Source organism: Anaerozeibacter quisquiliarum, from assembly GCF_051162045.1.
Taxonomy (GTDB): domain Bacteria; phylum Bacillota; class Clostridia; order Christensenellales; family Aristaeellaceae; genus Anaerozeibacter; species Anaerozeibacter quisquiliarum.
Window position 1 is genome coordinate 1 of sequence record NZ_JBISDI010000015.1, and the last position, 17,722, is coordinate 17,722.

Here is a 17,722-nt window from a genome sequence, read left to right on the forward strand (position 1 = left end):
CGTTTACTTGCGCTGCACCGCCGCTGCGAAAGGGTTCCTCGGCAGTCCGCCGTCCGACAGGCCGTCCCGAGCCAGCATGGTCTCCATGACCTTGATGTCAGAGGAGATGTCGAGCGCGTCTTTGGCGAACATCTGGTCGTTCTGGCGGCGGAAGGCCCACACCAGCTGGTCTACCATCGACTCGATGTTGCGCCTGCTCTCCTCGATGCTGCCGCCGGCGACGTTTTGCCGTTCGAGCCGGGCGTAGGCGTTGAGCAGTTTGAGCGTGGTGGGCAGGTAGTAGTTCATGAAGGTGTGGATTTCGGTCTTCTTTTCCGGGCGCTCCACCACGCACTCGAAGATGTTGGCGGTGTACTGCTCAATCTCCTCGATCTGCTCCGACAGCTTCTCGTCCTTGATCGCTTCGTTGGCGGCGCGAATCTGGGTAAGCCAGCGCACGTATTCGTTTTCTTCCTCGATGGGGGCTTCGGCGGCCGGCTGCCGCTCGGCGGTCTTGGGCGGCTGCTTCTCCGCGGCGCGCCGCGCAGTGCTGGACGCATACTGACTGTGCGCGACGAACAGCCCTTGGCCGAGGTCAAGGTAGGCGCCCTCGGGGAAGGCTTTGTCGTCGATCAGCCGCTGAAGGTCGTCACAGGCGGTGTTGTAGTCGACGCCCAGCGTGGACGCGATCGCCATGATGGACGCCGTACGCTGGGCGCCCACCACCGCGAGGTAGCGCTGGCGGCGCTTCTCCAGCTTTTTTTGCTGGGCGTCAAAACCCACGAGCGCCGCGCCGCCCAGCATCCAGAACAGCGTCCACAAAAACGAGATGCCTCCCGTCGCGCGCAGAAACAGCGCGCCCAGTATCACGGCGATGCCGCCGGTGCGCATGCCGCGCCCCTTCTGCTTGCCGACGGGCGGGGCCTCCATGCCTTGCAGCTTCTGCCACAAGAAAAAAAGCCCAACCGGCCAAAACACGCTCAGCATAAGGATTACCACAAACCAGGACGGGCCCGATCCCTTCTTATTCTTGGACACTTCGAGACATCCTCTCTATCAGTTGACACCATTTTATCACATTGCCCGCGCTTGCGCAATACGCTTGCCTGTGGTAAAGTATTAAGCGTGATTTGGGAGCAATTAGAAATCGATGAGGAAGGTGGGCCTTCCATGGACAAGATCAAAAACCCGGGCACCGACCGGCTGGTGCGGGCATTTTTGTCGCTTACAAACGAAGCGGAGTGCTACGCGCTGCTCGAGGACCTGCTGACGATCAAGGAGATGCAGGATCTGGCGCAGCGCCTCGAGGTGGCGCAGCTGCTGCGCGAGAAGATCACCTACAATGAAATCGCGCAGAAGACCGGCGTGTCCACCGCGACGATCAGCCGCGTCAACCGCTGCCTGGCCTACGGCGCGGGCGGCTACCAAATGGTGCTGGGGAGGATTCACGAATCGGATGATTGACATCGAAAAACTGAACGCTGAGCAGCGCGAGGCGGTGGCGACCACCGAGGGACCGCTGCTGGTGCTGGCGGGCGCGGGCTCGGGCAAGACGCGCGTGCTGACTTACCGCATCGCGCGGCTGATCGAACAGGGCGTGCCCGCATGGAAGATCCTGGCGATCACCTTCACCAACAAGGCCGCGCGCGAGATGGTGTCGCGCGTCGAATCGCTGTGCGCAGGGGCGGCCGCCGACGCCTGGGTGATGACCTTTCACGCCTGCTGCGCGCGCATTTTGCGAAAAGATATCGAGAAGCTCGGCTACAAGCGCTCGTTCACAATCTACGACGACGACGATCAGATGACGGTAATCAAGGCGCTGCTCAAGGAGCAGAACCTCGACGATAAGCTTTATCCGCCGCGTCAGATCAAGTCGGCCATCTCCGACGCCAAGAACCGGCTGCTGTCGCCGAGCGAGTGGCTGGCCGAGGCCGCGCAGGACGACTTCAAGGCCAAGAAGATCGCGGAAGTCTACAAGGCCTACGAGAAGCGGCTGGCCGCGAGCAACGCGCTCGACTTCGACGACCTGCTGGTCAAGACGCTCGTGCTGTTCACCGAGCACCCGCCGGTGCTCGAATACTACCGCCACCGCTTCGACTATGTGCTGGTCGACGAGTACCAGGACACCAACCCGGCGCAGTACGAGCTGGTCAAGCTGATCGTGGGCCAGAAGCGCAACCTGTGTGTGGTGGGCGACGACGACCAGTCGATCTACGGCTGGCGCGGCGCGGACATCCGGATCATCTTGGGCTTCGAAAAGGATTATCCGGACGCCAAGGTGGTCAAGCTCGAGCAGAACTACCGATCGACCGGCAACATATTGAACGCCGCCAATCAGGTGATCGCCCACAACCGCGGCCGCAAGGAAAAGGCGCTGTGGACCGATTCTGACGACGGCGAGCGGATTCGCCGCTACGAGGCGCAGGACGAGCGCGACGAGGCGGCCTGGGTGTGCGGCGAGCTGAACCGCCTGAAGCGCGAGGGGATCGATCCGGGCGCGTGCGCGGTGCTGTACCGCGCCAACGCCCAGTCGCGCGTCATTGAAGAGGCGCTGGTGCGCACCGGCGTGCCCTATCGCGTGTACGGCGGGCTCAAGTTCTACGACCGCAAGGAGGTCAAGGACCTCATCGCCTACCTGCGCGCCGTCTTCAACCCCGACGACCAGGTATCGCTTCGGCGCATCATCAACGAGCCCCGGCGCGGGATCGGCGACGCCACCGTCGAGATTCTCGCGGACTTCGCCGCGCGCGATCAGATTCCGCTGTTCGTGGCCGTGATCGACCACGGGCAGATCGAGCTGTCCGGGCGCGCCCGCGCGGCGGTTAAGCAGTTTGCCGAGCTCTTGAACAAGCTGACCGAGCTGCGCTTCGAGCAAGGGCCGAGCGAGTTCTTGAAGTCGGTGATCGAGCTGACCGGCTATCAAAGGCAATACGAAGCGGTCAAGAGCGATGAAAACACCGCGCGCGTGCAGAACATCCAGGAGCTGATCGGCGCGCTCGAGCAGTACGAGCAGCAGAACCCCGACGGAGGGCTCGAGGGCTTCCTCGAAAACGTGGCGCTGGTGACCGACCTCGACTCGATGGAGGAGGGCGCCAAGGCGCTGACGCTGATGACGATGCACGCGGCCAAGGGGCTCGAATTCCCCTGCGTGTTCGTGGTGGGGCTCGAGGACGGGCTGTTCCCGACGACCCGCGCGCTGTTCGACGAAGACAAGCTCGAGGAGGAGCGTCGGCTGATGTACGTGGCGCTGACCCGCGCGATGCGTCGCTTGTACCTGTCGAGCGCCAGGTCGCGCATGCTGTTCGGCAACCGGCAGGCCGGCCCGCCGTCGCGGTTTCTGGACGAAATCCCGCAGCGGCTGATCGAGGAGACGAGGCCGCAAGCCGGCCCCACGCGCCTGGGCAGCCCCTACGGCGCGCGGCCGCGGCCGGGCGGCGCGCCCAGGTACGGCATTGCGTCGGGCGGCAAGAGCGAACCGCGCGCCTTTCAACCGGGCGCGCTGGGCATCCCGGGCGTCAGCAAGGGCTTCGTGCCGTCGGCGGCGCGCGCCGGCAGCCCGGCCCAATTGTTCGCGGTGGGCGATCGCGTGCGCCACCGGATGTTCGGCGAGGGCACGGTGACCGAGCTCAAGGGCGGCGGGCGCGAGGCGCGGCTGGTGATTCAATTTGACGGGCGCGGGGAAAAGATATTCCCGGCGGACACCGCGCCGATCATCAAAATATAGGGGTGCGAGATGTGGAGCGTATGGAAGCGCTGGTTAAACGGCTGAACGAGACCGCACATCGGTATTACACATCGGGCACATCGCCGCTCACCGACGCCGAGTGGGACGCGCTTTACGACGAGCTGGTCGTACTGGAATCAGAAACGGGCATCGTGCTTGGCGATTCGCCGACGCGCCGCGTGGGCGCGGCCCCGCTTGCGTCCTTCGCGCAGCACCGGCACCTGGCGCGGCTGTGGTCGATGGACAAGGCGCAGTCGCGCGAGGCGTTGCTTTCCTGGGCCGCGCGGGCCGAGAAGCTGCGCGTGCAGACCGAGGGCCTGCCGCCGCTTGCGTTCGTGGTGGAGCACAAGTTCGACGGGCTGACGATCAACCTGACTTACGAGGACGGGCGGCTCGTCCAGGCCGCCACGCGCGGCAACGGCGAGGTGGGCGAGGCGATCCTTCCGCAGGTGATGACGATCAGGCGCGTGCCGCTGTCGATCGCCTTCCGGGGCCGGGTGGAGGTGCACGGCGAGGCGTTCATGCGGCTGTCGGCGTTCGAGGCATATAACAAAGGGGCGGCCGAGCCGCTCAAAAACCCGCGCAACAGCGCGGCGGGCGCGCTGCGCAGCCTCGACCCGCAGGTGGCGGCCAGCCGCCGGCTGGACGCCTGCTTCTACAATGTGGGCTACATCGAGGGCGAGGCGTTCCGCGACCACGCGCAGATGCTTCAGTTCCTCGAGGACAACCGCTTCCCGATCAGCGGGTGCGAAATCTATGCCAATGACATCGCTCAGGCGCTCGAGGCGGTCGAGGAGATCGAGCGCGAGCGCGGCGAGCTCGACTACATGATCGACGGCGCGGTGATTAAGGTCTGCGACTTTTTAACGCGCGAGGCGCTCGGATATACCGACAAGTTCCCGCGCTGGGCGGTGGCCTACAAATTCGAGGCCGAGGAGCAGGCCTCGACCTTGCGGGGTGTGACCTGGGAGGTGGGGCGCACCGGCAAGCTGACGCCGCTGGCGCATGTCGAACCGGTGGAGCTGGCCGGCGCGACGGTTCAGCGCGCCACGCTCAACAATTACGGCGACATCCTGCGCAAGCGCGTGGCCGTCGGCGCGCGGGTGTGGATCCGGCGCAGCAATGAGGTGATCCCCGAGATCATGGGCCGCGTGGACGAGTACGTGCCCGGCGAGCGCGCGATCGACAAGCCGGAACGCTGTCCGGCCTGCGGATCGGACCTGGTCGAGCAGGGCGCGCATTTGTTCTGCCCGAACCGCGACGGCTGCGTGCCTCAAATCGTTATGCGGCTGACCCACTACGCCAGCCGCGACGCGCTGGACATCGAGGGCCTTTCCGACAAGACGGCGCGCCAGCTGTATGAGCAGTTGGGCGTGGCCGAGCCGAGCGCGCTGTACGCGCTGACCGCCGGGCAGCTGAGCGCGCTCGAGCGCTTCGGCGATAAAAAGGCCGAAAACCTGATCGCGGCGATTGAGAAGCGCAAGGCCCCTTCGCTCGACGCGTTCATCTTCGCGCTGGGCATTGCGAACGTGGGCCGGCGCACGGCGCGCGCGCTGTGCGAGCGCTTCGGTTCGCTCGAGGCGCTCGCCGCGGCGGCGATCGAAGATCTGACCGCGATCCCCGACGTGGGGCCGGTCGTGGCGCAGAGCGTGCGCGACTTCTTCCTGGACGAGGCCAACCGGCGGGAGATTGAGCGGTTGAGCCATGCCGGGGTGACCCCGGTGTTTGAGGCCGGGCCGGTCGGCGGAGCGCTCGATGGGCTCAGCGTGGTGGTCACCGGTACGCTGCCAAGCCTGTCCCGCCAGCAGGCCGAGCGGCTCATCACCCGCCACGGCGGCAAGCCCGCCCAGTCGGTGTCGAAAAAGACCGCGTTCGTGGTGGCCGGCGAAAACGCGGGCAGCAAGCTTACAAAGGCCGAACAGCTGGGCATCCCGGTGCTGGATGAGGCGGCCTTCCTTGCGAGAATTAACGTTGGGCACGACGAAACTATGGTATAATAGATTAGATAACGGAAAGGGCAGGGCGCGCGCATGAACAGCATGACCGGTTACGGCCGTTCCTCGGTTGAAGTGGACGGACGCCGCCTCACGATCGAAGTCAAGTCGGTCAACCACCGCTTTCTGGACGTGGCATTCCGCATGCCGCGCTCGTTTTCATTTCTGGAGGACGACATGCGCCGGCAGATCGGCGCCGCGATTTCGCGCGGGCATGTGGACGTGTTCGCCACCTACCGCAACGGGCGCTCCGACTCGCGCGCGGTGTCGGTCGACGCGGCGCTGGCCGCGGCCTACGATAAGGCGCTCACCGAGCTGTGCAATCTTTCGGACGCGCGCGACGACCGGTCGCTGATGGAACTGGCCCGACTGCCCGACGTGCTTCAAGTGACCGAAGCCGAGGAGGATCAGGACGCGCTGCGCGCGCTCGTGGCGAAGGCGCTCGGCGAGGCGCTTAACGGCCTCACCGCCATGCGGGAGCGGGAGGGGCGCGCGCTCGCGGGCGACCTTAAGGAGCGGCTCGACCGGCTCGAAGCGCTGACCGAGCGCATCGCCGAGCGTTACCCTGAGACGGTCGCGGCCTACGAGGCCCGGCTGCGCGAGCGCATCGAGGAGCTGATTGGCGCGAACATCGACCAGCAGCGGCTGCTGACCGAGGTGGCGCTGATGGCCGACCGCAGCGCGGTCAGCGAGGAGTTGGTGCGCCTTAAGAGCCACGCAGCGCAGCTGCGCGAGGCGATTTCGATGCCGTGCGGCGTGGGGCGCAAGCTGGACTTCATCGTGCAGGAGCTCAACCGCGAGGTCAACACGGTGTCCAGCAAGTCGCAGGACATCCCGATCACGCAGGCGGTGGTCGAGGCCAAGGCCGAGATCGAGAAGATGCGCGAGCAGGTACAGAATGTCGAGTGACGGGAGAAGTACGATGAAGGGGAAGCTGTACGTGGTGTCGGGTCCTTCGGGCGCGGGCAAGGGCACGCTGTGCAAGCGGCTGCTGGATATCCGGCCTGAGATCGAGCTGTCGGTGTCCTGCGCCACGCGCGCGGCACGGCCGGGCGAGGTCCACGGCGAGCACTATTACTTTATCTCCGAGGCCGAGTTCCTCGAAAAGCGCGCGCGGGGCGACCTGCTTGAGTCCGCCCGGATCAACAACGGCACCTGGTACGGAACGCCCAAGGACGTGGTGCGGAAAAAGCTTAACGAGGGCAAGAGCGTGCTTCTCGAGATCGAGAACACCGGCGCGCAGCAGGTGATCGAGCGGTACCCCGAGACGGTCAGCGTATTTATTTTGCCGCCCAGCCGCGCGTCGCTGATCAAGCGGTTGGTCGACCGGGGCACCGAGGATCTCGAACGGCTGACCGCCCGCATCCGCAAGGTGCCCAGCGAGCTTGAAGCCGCCCGGCATTACAGCCACCTGATCCTGAACGACGACCTAGAGGCCGCGACCGCGCGGCTGATGCAGGTGTTCGACGGTACGTACCGGACCGGAGACACCGAGCGCGCGTTGCTCGCGGACTTGACAGCGCAGTTTGCCGACATGGACGAAGCGCTTGCGGCGTTGGCCGACTATTTCAACCGAGCCCGGATTTGATGAATTTTTGGAGGACAATGCCATGATGATCGAGCCCCCCATCAACGAACTGCTTTCGAAGGTGGACTGCCGCTACACGCTGGCGGTCGAGACCAGCAAGCGCGCCCGGGATATCATCGCGGGTGCGCAGCCCATGGTGGACACCCGCGAGGTCAAGCCGCTGGCGATTGCGATCGACGAGGTCAACCGCGGCCTGATTACCTACTCGCGCGACGAGGTCGAAATTTAGTGGCCTGACAATCACAGGAGGCGTGGGAGATTGCGAGAGATTTTGTCGTCCGGCAAGGAGCCTTCGCTGCGGCATGGCAGCGCTACGGAAAGCTACGAGCGACGCGGCCGAGCGGAAAAAGATCCGCAAGATTGCGCGATTGCTGTGGTTGGCAGGCCAAGCAGATGCTGAGCGGCAAGTGCGTGGTGCTGGGCGTGAGCGGCGGCATTGCCGCCTACAAGGCCGCGGACATCGTCAGCCGGCTGAAGAAGTTGGGCGCGCGCGTGCGCGTGGTGCTGACCGAACACGCCTGCCGTTTTGTCACGCCGATCACCTTTGAGACGCTGTCGGGCGAACCGGCCTACGTCGACCAGTTCGACCGCAGCTTTGAGATCGAACACATCTCTCTCGCGAAATCCGCCGACCTCTTCCTGATCGCGCCGGCCACCGCCAACGTGATCGGCAAGATCGCCTGCGGCATCGCCGATGATCTGCTGACCACGGTATTTCTGGCGACGACCTGCCCGGTGCTCGTCGCGCCCGCGATGAACAACGCCATGTGGCGCGCGGACGCGGTCAGGCAGAACGTCGAGGTGCTTAAAGCGCGCGGCGTTCACTTTGTCGGGCCGGGCGTCGGGCACCTGGCCTGCGGCGACGAAAATGTGGAGGGCCGCATGAGCGAGCCCGAGGACATCGTGCGCGCGGTGCTCGAGCTGTTGACGCGGCAGCGCGACCTGGAGGGCCGACGCATCGTGGTCACCGCCGGGCCCACGCGCGAGATGATCGACCCGGTGCGCTTTCTGTCGAACCGCTCGACCGGCAAGATGGGCTATGCGCTGGCCGAGGCCGCGAAGCGGCGCGGCGCGACCGTCACGCTGGTCAGCGGGCCTACGGCGCTGACGCCGCCGATCGGCGTGGAACTCGTAGAGATCACCAGCACTCAGGACCTGTACGAGGCGATGATGCTGCGCGCGCAGACCGCGGACGCGATAATCCAGGCGGCCGCGCCCGCCGACTTTACGCCCGCCAGCTACAGCCATGACAAGATCAAGAAGGACGGGCAGGGGATGGCTCTCGAACTTGCGCCCACGCCCGACGTCGCCCTGGCGCTCGGCAAGCGCAAGCGGGCCGGGCAGGTGCTCGTAGGCTTCGCCGCCGAGACCGGGGACAGGATCGAAAACGCGCGCGGGAAACTTGCGAAAAAGAACTGCGACCTGATCGTGTTTAACGACGTGACCGAGCCGGGCGCGGGCTTTGCCGTCGATACCAACCGCGTGACGCTGGTCGAAGCGGAGCGGGAGACGCATATCCCGCTGATGGACAAGCTGTACGTGGCGGGCCGCATACTGGATCGGGTGGCGGCGCTGTTGCCATGACGTACGCGCATGTGGTGATCGACCTGTCAGTTTCCGAGGTCGATCGCCCCTACACCTATTCGGTGCCCGAGGGCATGCGGCTCAGTCCCGGCCAGCGGGTGCTGGCGCCGTTCGGAGGACGGCGGCTCGAGGGCTTCGTGGTGGATCTGTTGGGCGAGCCGGATGTCGATACCGCGCGCGTGAAGCCGATCGTGCGCGCGCTGGAAGATTATCCGCTGATCCTGCCCGAGCTCATGGAGCTGGCCGCGTGGATGCGCGAGCGCTACCGCTGCACGTTGGCCGCAGCGCTCAGGCTGATGATCCCGGCCCAGTTGCGCGGCGAGCGGGTCGCCGAAAAGACGCGCAACGCCGCGCGGCTGCTGGTCGCGGGCGAGGCCTTGGATGAAGCTCGGCGCGCCCGCGCCCGCGCGCCCCGGCAGTTGGCCGTGATGGAATTGCTGGAAGGCGGGCCGCAATATGTGGCCTACCTGAACACCCGGGTGGACGGCGCGCATCGGGTGGTGCGCGCGCTCGAATCGGCGGGCCTGGTCGAAGTCACGACGGTCACCGAGCGGCGCAATCCGTTCAGCCAACCGCCCAGCCGCAGTGCGCGCGATCCCGAGCTGACAAACGCCCAGCGGGACGCGGCGCGGCGGGTGACGGGCGCCATGGACGATGGCGGAGGGCGGTTCCTGCTGGCCGGCGTGACCGGCAGCGGCAAGACCGAGGTGTACATCGCGCTGATCCGCCACGCGCTTAAGCAAAACAAGGGCGCGATCGTGCTGGTGCCCGAGATCGCGCTGACGCCGCAGATGACCGACTGGTTCCGCGCGCGCTTCGGCGAGTGCGCGGCGGTGCTGCATTCGCGGCTGTCGCCGGGCGAGCGCTACGACGAGTGGCGGCGCATCCGGGACGGCGAGGCGCGGGTGGTGGTGGGTGCGCGCTCGGCGGTGTTCGCGCCGGTCGAACGCCTCGGGCTGATCGCGGTGGACGAGGAGCACGAGCACACCTACCAGTCCGAAAAGCGCCCGCGATACGACGCGCGCGAGGTGGCGCGCTACCGCTGTGAACAGGCAGGCGGCGCGCTCGTACTGGGCAGCGCCACGCCGCAAATCGCCAGCTACATGCGCGCGATGCCGGGCGTCAGGCCGGAGAACCGCTATCAACTGCTCGAGCTCGGCGAACGGGTGAACGGACGGCCGATGCCGGAGGTTACGCTGGTCGACATGTGCCGCGAGCTTGAGAAGGGCAACCACTCGATCTTCAGCGCCGCGCTGCAACAGGCGATGGACTCTGTGCTTGCGCGCGGCGAGCAGGCCATGCTGATGCTCAACCGCCGCGGCTACGCCACCTTCGTGTCCTGCCGCGCCTGCGGCTACGTCGAGAAGTGCGACGCCTGCGACGTGTCGATGACCTACCACCAGGCCGAGGGCCTGCTTAAGTGCCACTACTGCGGCGCGGTGCGCAACCCGCCCGCGAAATGCCCGGCGTGCGCCAGCCCCTACATCAAGTTCTTCGGCGTGGGCACGCAGAGGGTGGAGGACGAAGTCGCAAAGCGCTGGCCCAAGGCGCGCCTGTCCCGCATGGACATGGATACCACGCGCGCCAAGGACGCCCACGCGAAGATATTGTCGGCGTTCCGGCGGGGCGAGACCGATATTCTGATCGGCACGCAGATGATCGCCAAGGGGCTCGACTTTCCGAATGTGACGCTGGTCGGCGTGATCGCGGCCGACCTGACGCTGAACCTGCCCGACTACCGCAGCGCCGAGCGCACGTTCCAACTTATCACGCAGGCGGCCGGGCGCGCCGGGCGCGCGGACCGACCGGGTCAGGTGGTCGTACAGAGCTACGACGTCGATCACTACGCGATCGAACTGGCGGCCAAGGCCGACTACCGCGCGTTCTACCACCGCGAGGTCAGCATGCGCAAGCGCGCGCTGTACCCGCCGTTCACGGTCATGGCGCGGCTGTTGGTGACGAGCAGGGAGCCCGAGCGCGCGCGGCGCGCGGCCGAGGCGTTCGAGGTTCAACTGAACGAGTTTTTGGACAAATATCAGCTCCGGGACAGCGTGATTACGATGCGCGCGCTGGAAGCGCCGATCGCGAAATTGCGCGGCGAGAGCCGCTGGCAGCTGTTCATCAAGCTGTACGCACGCGGGCGCGTAGACGAGGTGCTAAGCGAGATGGACGCCTACACCTATGTGCCGATCGAGGGCGTTATCGCCCAGTTGGAGATCAATCCGGCCAACATGTTTTGAGGTGAAGTACGATGGCGGTTCGAAAAATACTGATTGAGGGGGACGAGACCCTGAGAAAGCGCTCGCGCCCGGTTGAGAAGTTCGACCGGCGGCTGCGCGAGCTGCTCGACGACATGAAGGAGACCATGTACAAAGCCGACGGCGCGGGGCTGGCCGCGCCGCAGGTGGGCATCCTGCGCCGCGCGGTGGTGATCGACGTGGGCGAGGGGCTGATCGAGTTGGTCAACCCCGAGATCGTCGAGACCTCGGGCAGCCAGACCTGCGCCGAGGGCTGCCTGAGCATCCCCGGCCGGCGCGGCATGGTGGAGCGTCCGGCCGTGGTTACAGTTCACGCGTTCGACCGGTACGGCAAGCCGATTGCGCTGACCGGCGAGGACTTTCTGGCCGTCGCGGTCGCCCACGAGCTCGACCACCTGGACGGCATTTTGTACATCGACAAGATGATCGAGGACGTGACCGATCAAAACCAGGAGGAAACTGAAACCTGATGCGTATCGTATTCATGGGCACACCCGAGTTCGCCGTACCCTCGCTCAGGGCGCTGCTCGACGCTGGCTACGAGGTGGTGGGCGCGTTCACCCAGCCTGACCGACCGGCCGGACGCGGCAAGAAGGTCATCGCCTGCCCGGTCAAGCGGTTGGCCGAGGCGCGCGGCGTACCCGTATTCCAGCCCGAGCGCATCAAGCGCGCGGACGGCCTTGAGATGCTGAAGGCGCTCTCGCCCGACCTGTGTGTGACCGCGGCGTTCGGGCAGTTGCTGTCGAAGGAAAACCTGGCGGTGCCCAAGCTCGGCACGGTCAACGTGCATGCCTCGCTGCTGCCCCGGCACCGGGGCGCTGCCCCGATCAACTGGGCGATCCTACTGGGCGACCGGGTGACCGGCGTGACCACGATGTTCACAGACGAGGGGCTCGACACCGGCGACATGATCCTGAAGGCCGAGACCGAGATCGGCGCGCAGGAGAGCGCGGGCGAGCTTACGCAGCGGCTGTCTGCGCTGGGCGCGCGCGTGCTGATCGACACGCTGCGCGCGATCGAGACCGGCAATTGCCCGCGCGAACGGCAAGACGCGTCGCTCGCCAGCTACGAGCCGTTGCTGACCAAGGAAATGGGGCGGATGGATTTTCACAAGCCGCCCGAAGAGCTTGCGCTTAAGGCGCGCGCGCTCGACCCCTGGCCGGGCGCGTTCGCGATGCTGCCCGAGGGGCCGCTCAAGGTGTGGCGCGCGAAAGCGACCGAAGGCGACTGGCGCGGCGTGCCCGGCCAGGTGGTGGCGGCCGACGCCAAGCACGGCCTGATCGTGATGTGCGGGCAGGGCGCGCTGGAACTGACCGAGATTCAAGCGCCCAATGCCAAGCGCATGGACGCGCGCGCGTACCTGCGCGGCAAGGCGATTCAGGAAGGGTTGGTGCTCAATGGATAGGCAAGGGCGAGGCGGACCCAGGCGTCCCGGCGGGCCCGGTGGGCCCCGTAGACCTGCGAGCCCAGGCAAGCCGGGCGCGCCCAACCGGGGCGGCAGGCCGGGTGGCCCGGGAGGATCCGGACCGGCCAAGCCGGGCGAAGCGCGCCGTTCCTTCGACAAGAAGCCCCTTAAGGAGGGCGACCGTCGCCAGGGGGGCGACCATCGCCCCGAATCGCCCGCGCCGCGCCGCGGCGGCATCGACGCACGGCGGCTGGCCCTGAACGCGCTGGGCGAGGTGGTGCGCGTCAAGGCCTATTCGACGCTGGCGCTGAGCGAGCATCTGCGCGCAGCTTCGCACCTGACGCCGGAGGACAAGCGGCTCGCGACGGTAATCTTCTACGCGGCGCTCGAAAATCGGATCCAGATCGCCTGGATCCTCAAGCAATTTGTGCAGTCGATGCCCGAGAAGGTGATCGAGGACATTTTGCACATCGCGGCGGCTCAGATTTTGTTCCTCGACCGCGTACCCGACCACGCCGCGGTCAACGAGGCGGTGGGGCAGGTCAAGTCGCTCGGGCGCGAGCGGTTCGCGCCGCTGGTCAACGGCGCGCTGCGCAGCCTGATCCGCGCGCGCGACGCGGGCGAGCTGCACTACCCCGAGCGCGAGGACGACCCGATCAAGTACCTGAGCGTCATGAACTCGCTGCCGCTGGTGCTGGCGACGAAGCTGATCGAGGACTACGGGCTCGAGGAGGCCGAGCGCATGGCCGCCTACCGCCCGGGCGAGCGCACGCAGGTGATCCGCCCCAACCTGCTGCGCTACACCGACAAGGCGTTCGCGTCGTATCTCGACGCGCGCCGGCTGCCCCACGAGCGGGGCACGGTGCCCCACGCGTTCCACCTCACGGGCGCGGGCGACCTGGGTCACGACCCCGACTACAAGAACGGCGTGTTCTCGATCCAGGGCGAGGGTTCGATGCTGGCGGCGCTGGCCGTCGCGCCCGAACGCGGCCAGAACATCCTGGACGCCTGCGCCGCGCCGGGCGGCAAGTCGGCGCTGATCTGCGAGCTCATGGGCCTGACCGGCCGGGTGCAGGCTTGGGAGGTGCACGAGCACCGCGTGGAGCTGCTGCGCGCCACCAAGGATCGGCTGCGGTTGGACAACCTGCGAGCAATGGCGCGCGATTCGTCGATCCACCGGCCCGACTGCGACACGGCGTTTGACAGTGTGCTGATCGACGCGCCCTGCTCGGGGCTGGGCGTCATGATCAACAAGCCCGACATCAAGTACCGCGTGACCGAAGACGACATCCAAAGCCTGACCGCGCTGCAGGCGAGAATCCTCGAGGCCTGCGCCGGCTATCCGCGCGTGGGCGGGCGGCTGGTGTACGCCACCTGCACCGTGCTCAAGGACGAGAACGAACGGCAGGTGCGCGCCTTTCTGGATCGCCACGGCGAATACGCGCTCGACCCGTCGGACGACTGGCTGCCGGAGGCGCTGCGGCCGCGCCTTGAGGGCGGCATGCTGCAACTGCAAGCGCACATCGACGGCATGGAAGGATTCTTCATCGCGCGCATGACGAGGAAGCGGCTATGATTGAGCTTGGCGGCATGCTGCCCGAGGAACTCGAGGCCTACGCGCTGTCGCTTGGCGAAAAGCCATTCCGCGCGCGGCAGTTGGCTCCCTGGGTGGGCCGGGGCGCACCGATCGACAAGATGAGCAACCTGCCCGCCGCGCTGCGCGAGCGCATGGCGCGCGAGGCGGTGACCAATCCGGTGTCGATCCGCGAAGTGCGCATCTCAAAGCTCGACGGCACCGAGAAGTACCTGTATTTGCTGGAAGACGGCAACCTGATCGAGGGTGTGCTGATGCGCTACAAGCACGGCGCGACGCTCTGTCTGTCCACCCAGGTGGGCTGCAAGATGGGCTGCGCGTTCTGCGCCTCGACGCTCGGCGGCTGCGTGCGCAACCTGACGGCGGGCGAGATGGCCGGCCAGGTGATCTGCGCGAACGAACGCCTCGCGGCCGAGGGCGCGCGGGTGCACAACCTCGTGCTGATGGGCAGCGGCGAGCCGCTCGACAACTACGACAATGTGGTGAAGTTCCTGCGCGTAATCACCCACGAGAAACTTTCCAACCTGTCCGCGCGCGGCATATCGCTATCGACCTGCGGGCTGGTCAAACAGATGCGCAGGTTCGCCGAAGAGGGGCTGCCGGTCACGCTGTCGCTGTCGCTGCACGCGCCGAACGACGCGATCCGAGCAAAGCTGATGCCGATCGCGCGCGTCCACACGGTCGAGGAGACGCTCGCGGCTTTAAGGTATTACATCGAAAAGACCGGCCGGCGCGTTATCATCGAATACACGCTGGTTCAGGGCGTCAACGACGATCTGAGCTGCGCGGACGAGCTGGCGAGGCGCCTTCGCGGCATGCAGTGCCATGTGAACCTGATCGCGCTCAATGCGGTCAAAGAGACAGCGCTTGGCGCGCCGACCGAGGCCGGGGTCAAGCGGTTTTTGGACCGCCTGATCGAGCGGAACATCTCGGCCACCCGCCGGCGCGAGATGGGCGACGACATCGAGGGCGCGTGTGGCCAACTCAGGCGCGCCGCCTTGATCGATGAACAACAGGAGAAACAGCCATGAAAGCCTACGCATTGACGCACGTTGGCAAGGTGCGCACCGGTAATGAGGACGCCTACTATCTGCCGAAGGGCGGCGAGCGCTTTTGCGCGGTCGCCGACGGCATGGGCGGCCACCGCGCGGGCGAGGTCGCAAGCGCGCTGGCGATCGAGATCCTGTCGAGGTGCCTGCGCGAGGCCGCGCAGCCCGGCGAAGACGCGCTGCGCGCGGCGGTCGAGCGCGCCAACCGCGCCATCTACGAGGCGGCGGCGGCCGATGCCGACAAGCGCGGCATGGGCACCACGCTGACCGCGCTGTGGTTTGACGCAAGCTGCGCGCACCTGTCGCATGTGGGCGACAGCCGCGCCTACCTGCTGCGCAACCGGGCGCTGATGCAGCTGACCAACGACCACTCGCTGGTGGGCCAGCTGGTCGCGCAGGGCGAGCTGACCCCGAGCCAGGCGCGAAGCCACCCCAGGCGCAACGTCATCACCAAGGCGCTGGGTACCGACCGCCACGTAATGCCCGACTTCACGACGGTCGACCGCCTGCCGGGCGACGTGTGGCTGTTGTGCACCGACGGGCTCAGCAACCTGGTGCGGGATTCAGAGCTTACAAAGCTCATGCAGGGCGGGGGCACCTGGCCCGAGAAGCTTCAAAAAATCGTCGATCTGGCGCTGACGCGCGGGGCCCCCGACAACGTCACGGCGCTGGTCGCCCTCGGGCCGGAGGAGGGGCGGTCAGATGGATAGGGTACTGTCGGACCGCTACGAGCTGGGCGAACAGATCGGCACAGGCGGCATGGCCGTGGTGTTCGAGGCTTATGACCGCGTAAAGGACCGTGTGGTGGCGATCAAGGCGCTGCGCAGCGAGTTCAACGAGGACGCCGAGTTTGTGCGCCGGTTCGACATGGAGGCGCAGGCGGCCTCCAAGATGAGCCATCCGAACATCGTGGCCATCTACGGCGTGGGACAGGACGGCGACGTGCGCTACATCGTGATGGAGTACGTGCGCGGCAAGACGCTCAAGGAGGTCATCCGCCAGAGCGGGCGCATCAAGCCCGAGCGCGCGGTGCAAATCGCGCTCAAGATCCTGGCCGCGGTCGATTGCGCGCACCGCAGCCATGTGGTGCACCGCGATATCAAGCCGCAAAACATTTTGGTGGACGTCGAGGGCAACGTCAAGGTGGCCGATTTTGGCATCGCGCGCGCCACCAACGCGGCCACCCAGACCTACGCCGACGGCAATGTGCTGGGCTCGGTGCACTACTTCTCGCCCGAGCAGGCGTCCGGACAGGTGGCCGACGAGAAGAGCGACCTGTACTCGGTGGGCGTGGTGCTCTACGAGATGGTGACGGGCGAAGTGCCCTTCGACGGCGAGACGCCGATTTCGATCGCGCTCAAGCATGTGCAGGAGGCCCCGCGCAGCGCCCGCTCGATCGAGCCGTCGGTTTCGAAGGGCCTGGACGAGGTGATCCTCAAGTCGCTCGACAAGGAAGCCAGCTGCCGTTACCAAGGCGCGGCCGAGATGGCCGCCGACCTCAAGCGCGCAATCCGCACGCCGCGCGGCGGCTTTGTCGATAAGCCCAACATCTACGGGCGCGAGCGGCTGATCCGCCAGCAGATGGCAAGCCTCGGCAAGCCGGGGTTCTGGGCCAAGGCGCGGGTTTGGGTGATCGCGGTCGCCAGCGGGGCGCTGCTGTTTTTGCTGGTTTACTACGGCTCGCAGCTGTACAGGCAGCTGTTTTTGCGCATCGAAATGCCCAACCTGAAGATGTACGACATCGAACACGCGGTGGCCAATGTCGAGGCGCTGGGACTTGAGCACGTCATACAGGAGCGCCACAACGACGACGTGCGCCTGGGCTACGTGATCGATCAGTATCCGGCGGCGGGGGAGAGCGTCTGGCCGGGCGACCGGGTGCAGCTGACCATGTCCAAGGGCAAGGAAAAGCTGATGATGCCCAAGCTCCTCTACATGACCCGCTCGAAGGCGGTTAAGCTGATCGAGGAGCACGACCTGATACTCAAGGACGTGATCCTTGACATCAGCAAGCAGCCGCCGGGCCAAGTGGTGTCCCAAATTCCCGCGCCCAACGAATGGGTGAAGCCGGGCGACGAGGTCACGCTGCACATCAGCGGCGAATACGCCGTGGTGCCCAGCCTGATCGGCTACACGGTGGACGAAGCCCGGACCTTGCTGATCGCCAGCGGGTTCCCGCTGGGCGACATCACCGAGCAGATCAGCACACAGAAGCCCGGCCTCGTGATTGCTCAGACGATCGCCGAGGGCGATCTGGCGTTGCTCGACACGAAGATCGGCATCACCATCAGCCAGCAGCAGCCGACGACCTACCGCGCGCAGACCGCGGTGGTGGTCGAGGCGACCCAGGCCGGGGTGATGCTGTCCTGCCGGATTGAGGAGGCCGCGGGCGAGCGCGAGGTGTTGAGCCGCGAGCTCGAGGCCGGGCGGCAGGAGATCCTGCTCAATCTGGACACGCTCGAGCCGGGTACGCATACGGTGCGGGTGTATCTGGACGGCGCGCTGTCGATCGAAAAGCAAATTGAGTTTGTTGAGGAGGAGTAGCTC

Annotated in this window: 15 protein-coding genes; 14 read left to right on the forward strand and 1 reads right to left on the reverse strand. The window is 66.2% G+C overall.

From position 1 onward, the window contains the following. Positions 1-3: 3 nt before the first annotated feature. Positions 4-1,017, reverse strand: coding sequence for a 5-bromo-4-chloroindolyl phosphate hydrolysis family protein (locus ACH6CV_RS08315; protein ID WP_456357718.1), 1,014 nt, complete (start codon positions 1,015-1,017; stop codon positions 4-6). Positions 1,018-1,149: 132 nt separating this feature from the next. Between ACH6CV_RS08315 and ACH6CV_RS08320 the strand changes: the two genes are divergently transcribed. The 14 genes from ACH6CV_RS08320 (at position 1,150) to ACH6CV_RS08385 (ending at position 17,719) form a co-directional block, all read left to right on the forward strand. Then, positions 1,150-1,443, forward strand: a complete 294-nt coding sequence (locus ACH6CV_RS08320) for a YerC/YecD family TrpR-related protein (protein WP_456357719.1) — start codon at positions 1,150-1,152, stop codon at positions 1,441-1,443. Next, positions 1,436-3,703 (forward strand): DNA helicase PcrA, encoded by a 2,268-nt coding sequence (pcrA, locus tag ACH6CV_RS08325; protein ID WP_456357720.1) that lies wholly within the window; start codon positions 1,436-1,438, stop codon positions 3,701-3,703. Before ACH6CV_RS08320 ends, pcrA begins: the two co-directional genes overlap by 8 nt. A gap of 20 nt (positions 3,704-3,723) precedes the next feature. Continuing rightward, positions 3,724-5,700, forward strand: a complete 1,977-nt coding sequence (gene ligA, locus ACH6CV_RS08330) for an NAD-dependent DNA ligase LigA (protein ID WP_456357781.1) — start codon at positions 3,724-3,726, stop codon at positions 5,698-5,700. A gap of 33 nt (positions 5,701-5,733) precedes the next feature. Next, positions 5,734-6,606 (forward strand): YicC/YloC family endoribonuclease, encoded by an 873-nt coding sequence (locus ACH6CV_RS08335; RefSeq protein ID WP_456357721.1) that lies wholly within the window; start codon positions 5,734-5,736, stop codon positions 6,604-6,606. 13 nt (positions 6,607-6,619) lie between these two features. Beyond that, on the forward strand, positions 6,620-7,285 hold the full coding sequence (gene gmk / locus ACH6CV_RS08340) for a guanylate kinase (RefSeq protein WP_456357722.1): 666 nt from the start codon (positions 6,620-6,622) through the stop codon (positions 7,283-7,285). Positions 7,286-7,307: 22 nt separating this feature from the next. Continuing rightward, a complete protein-coding gene (rpoZ, locus tag ACH6CV_RS08345; RefSeq protein WP_456357723.1) occupies positions 7,308-7,514 on the forward strand; it encodes a DNA-directed RNA polymerase subunit omega in 207 nt (68 codons plus the stop codon). A gap of 164 nt (positions 7,515-7,678) precedes the next feature. Continuing rightward, entirely contained in the window at positions 7,679-8,869 is a 1,191-nt protein-coding gene (gene coaBC, locus ACH6CV_RS08350; protein WP_456357724.1) for a bifunctional phosphopantothenoylcysteine decarboxylase/phosphopantothenate--cysteine ligase CoaBC, read from the forward strand. Next, complete coding sequence (priA, locus tag ACH6CV_RS08355; protein WP_456357725.1) at positions 8,866-11,109, forward strand: replication restart helicase PriA; 2,244 nt, start codon at positions 8,866-8,868, stop codon at positions 11,107-11,109. Before coaBC ends, priA begins: the two co-directional genes overlap by 4 nt. An 11-nt stretch (positions 11,110-11,120) precedes the next feature. After that, a complete protein-coding gene (gene def / locus ACH6CV_RS08360; RefSeq protein ID WP_456357726.1) occupies positions 11,121-11,597 on the forward strand; it encodes a peptide deformylase in 477 nt (158 codons plus the stop codon). After that, positions 11,597-12,532: a methionyl-tRNA formyltransferase gene (fmt, locus tag ACH6CV_RS08365; RefSeq protein ID WP_456357727.1), complete on the forward strand. Its 936-nt coding sequence runs from the start codon at positions 11,597-11,599 to the stop codon at positions 12,530-12,532. The genes def and fmt overlap by 1 nt, the downstream gene beginning before the upstream one ends. Further along, positions 12,525-14,108 carry a 16S rRNA (cytosine(967)-C(5))-methyltransferase RsmB gene (gene rsmB, locus ACH6CV_RS08370; protein WP_456357728.1) on the forward strand — a complete coding sequence of 528 codons (1,584 nt, stop codon included), beginning with the start codon at positions 12,525-12,527 and terminating at the stop codon, positions 14,106-14,108. Before fmt ends, rsmB begins: the two co-directional genes overlap by 8 nt. Next, positions 14,105-15,157, forward strand: a complete 1,053-nt coding sequence (rlmN, locus tag ACH6CV_RS08375; protein WP_456357729.1) for a 23S rRNA (adenine(2503)-C(2))-methyltransferase RlmN — start codon at positions 14,105-14,107, stop codon at positions 15,155-15,157. The genes rsmB and rlmN overlap by 4 nt, the downstream gene beginning before the upstream one ends. Beyond that, complete coding sequence (locus ACH6CV_RS08380; RefSeq protein ID WP_456357730.1) at positions 15,154-15,885, forward strand: Stp1/IreP family PP2C-type Ser/Thr phosphatase; 732 nt, start codon at positions 15,154-15,156, stop codon at positions 15,883-15,885. The genes rlmN and ACH6CV_RS08380 overlap by 4 nt, the downstream gene beginning before the upstream one ends. After that, positions 15,878-17,719: a protein kinase domain-containing protein gene (locus ACH6CV_RS08385; protein WP_456357731.1), complete on the forward strand. Its 1,842-nt coding sequence runs from the start codon at positions 15,878-15,880 to the stop codon at positions 17,717-17,719. Before ACH6CV_RS08380 ends, ACH6CV_RS08385 begins: the two co-directional genes overlap by 8 nt. Positions 17,720-17,722: the final 3 nt, after the last annotated feature.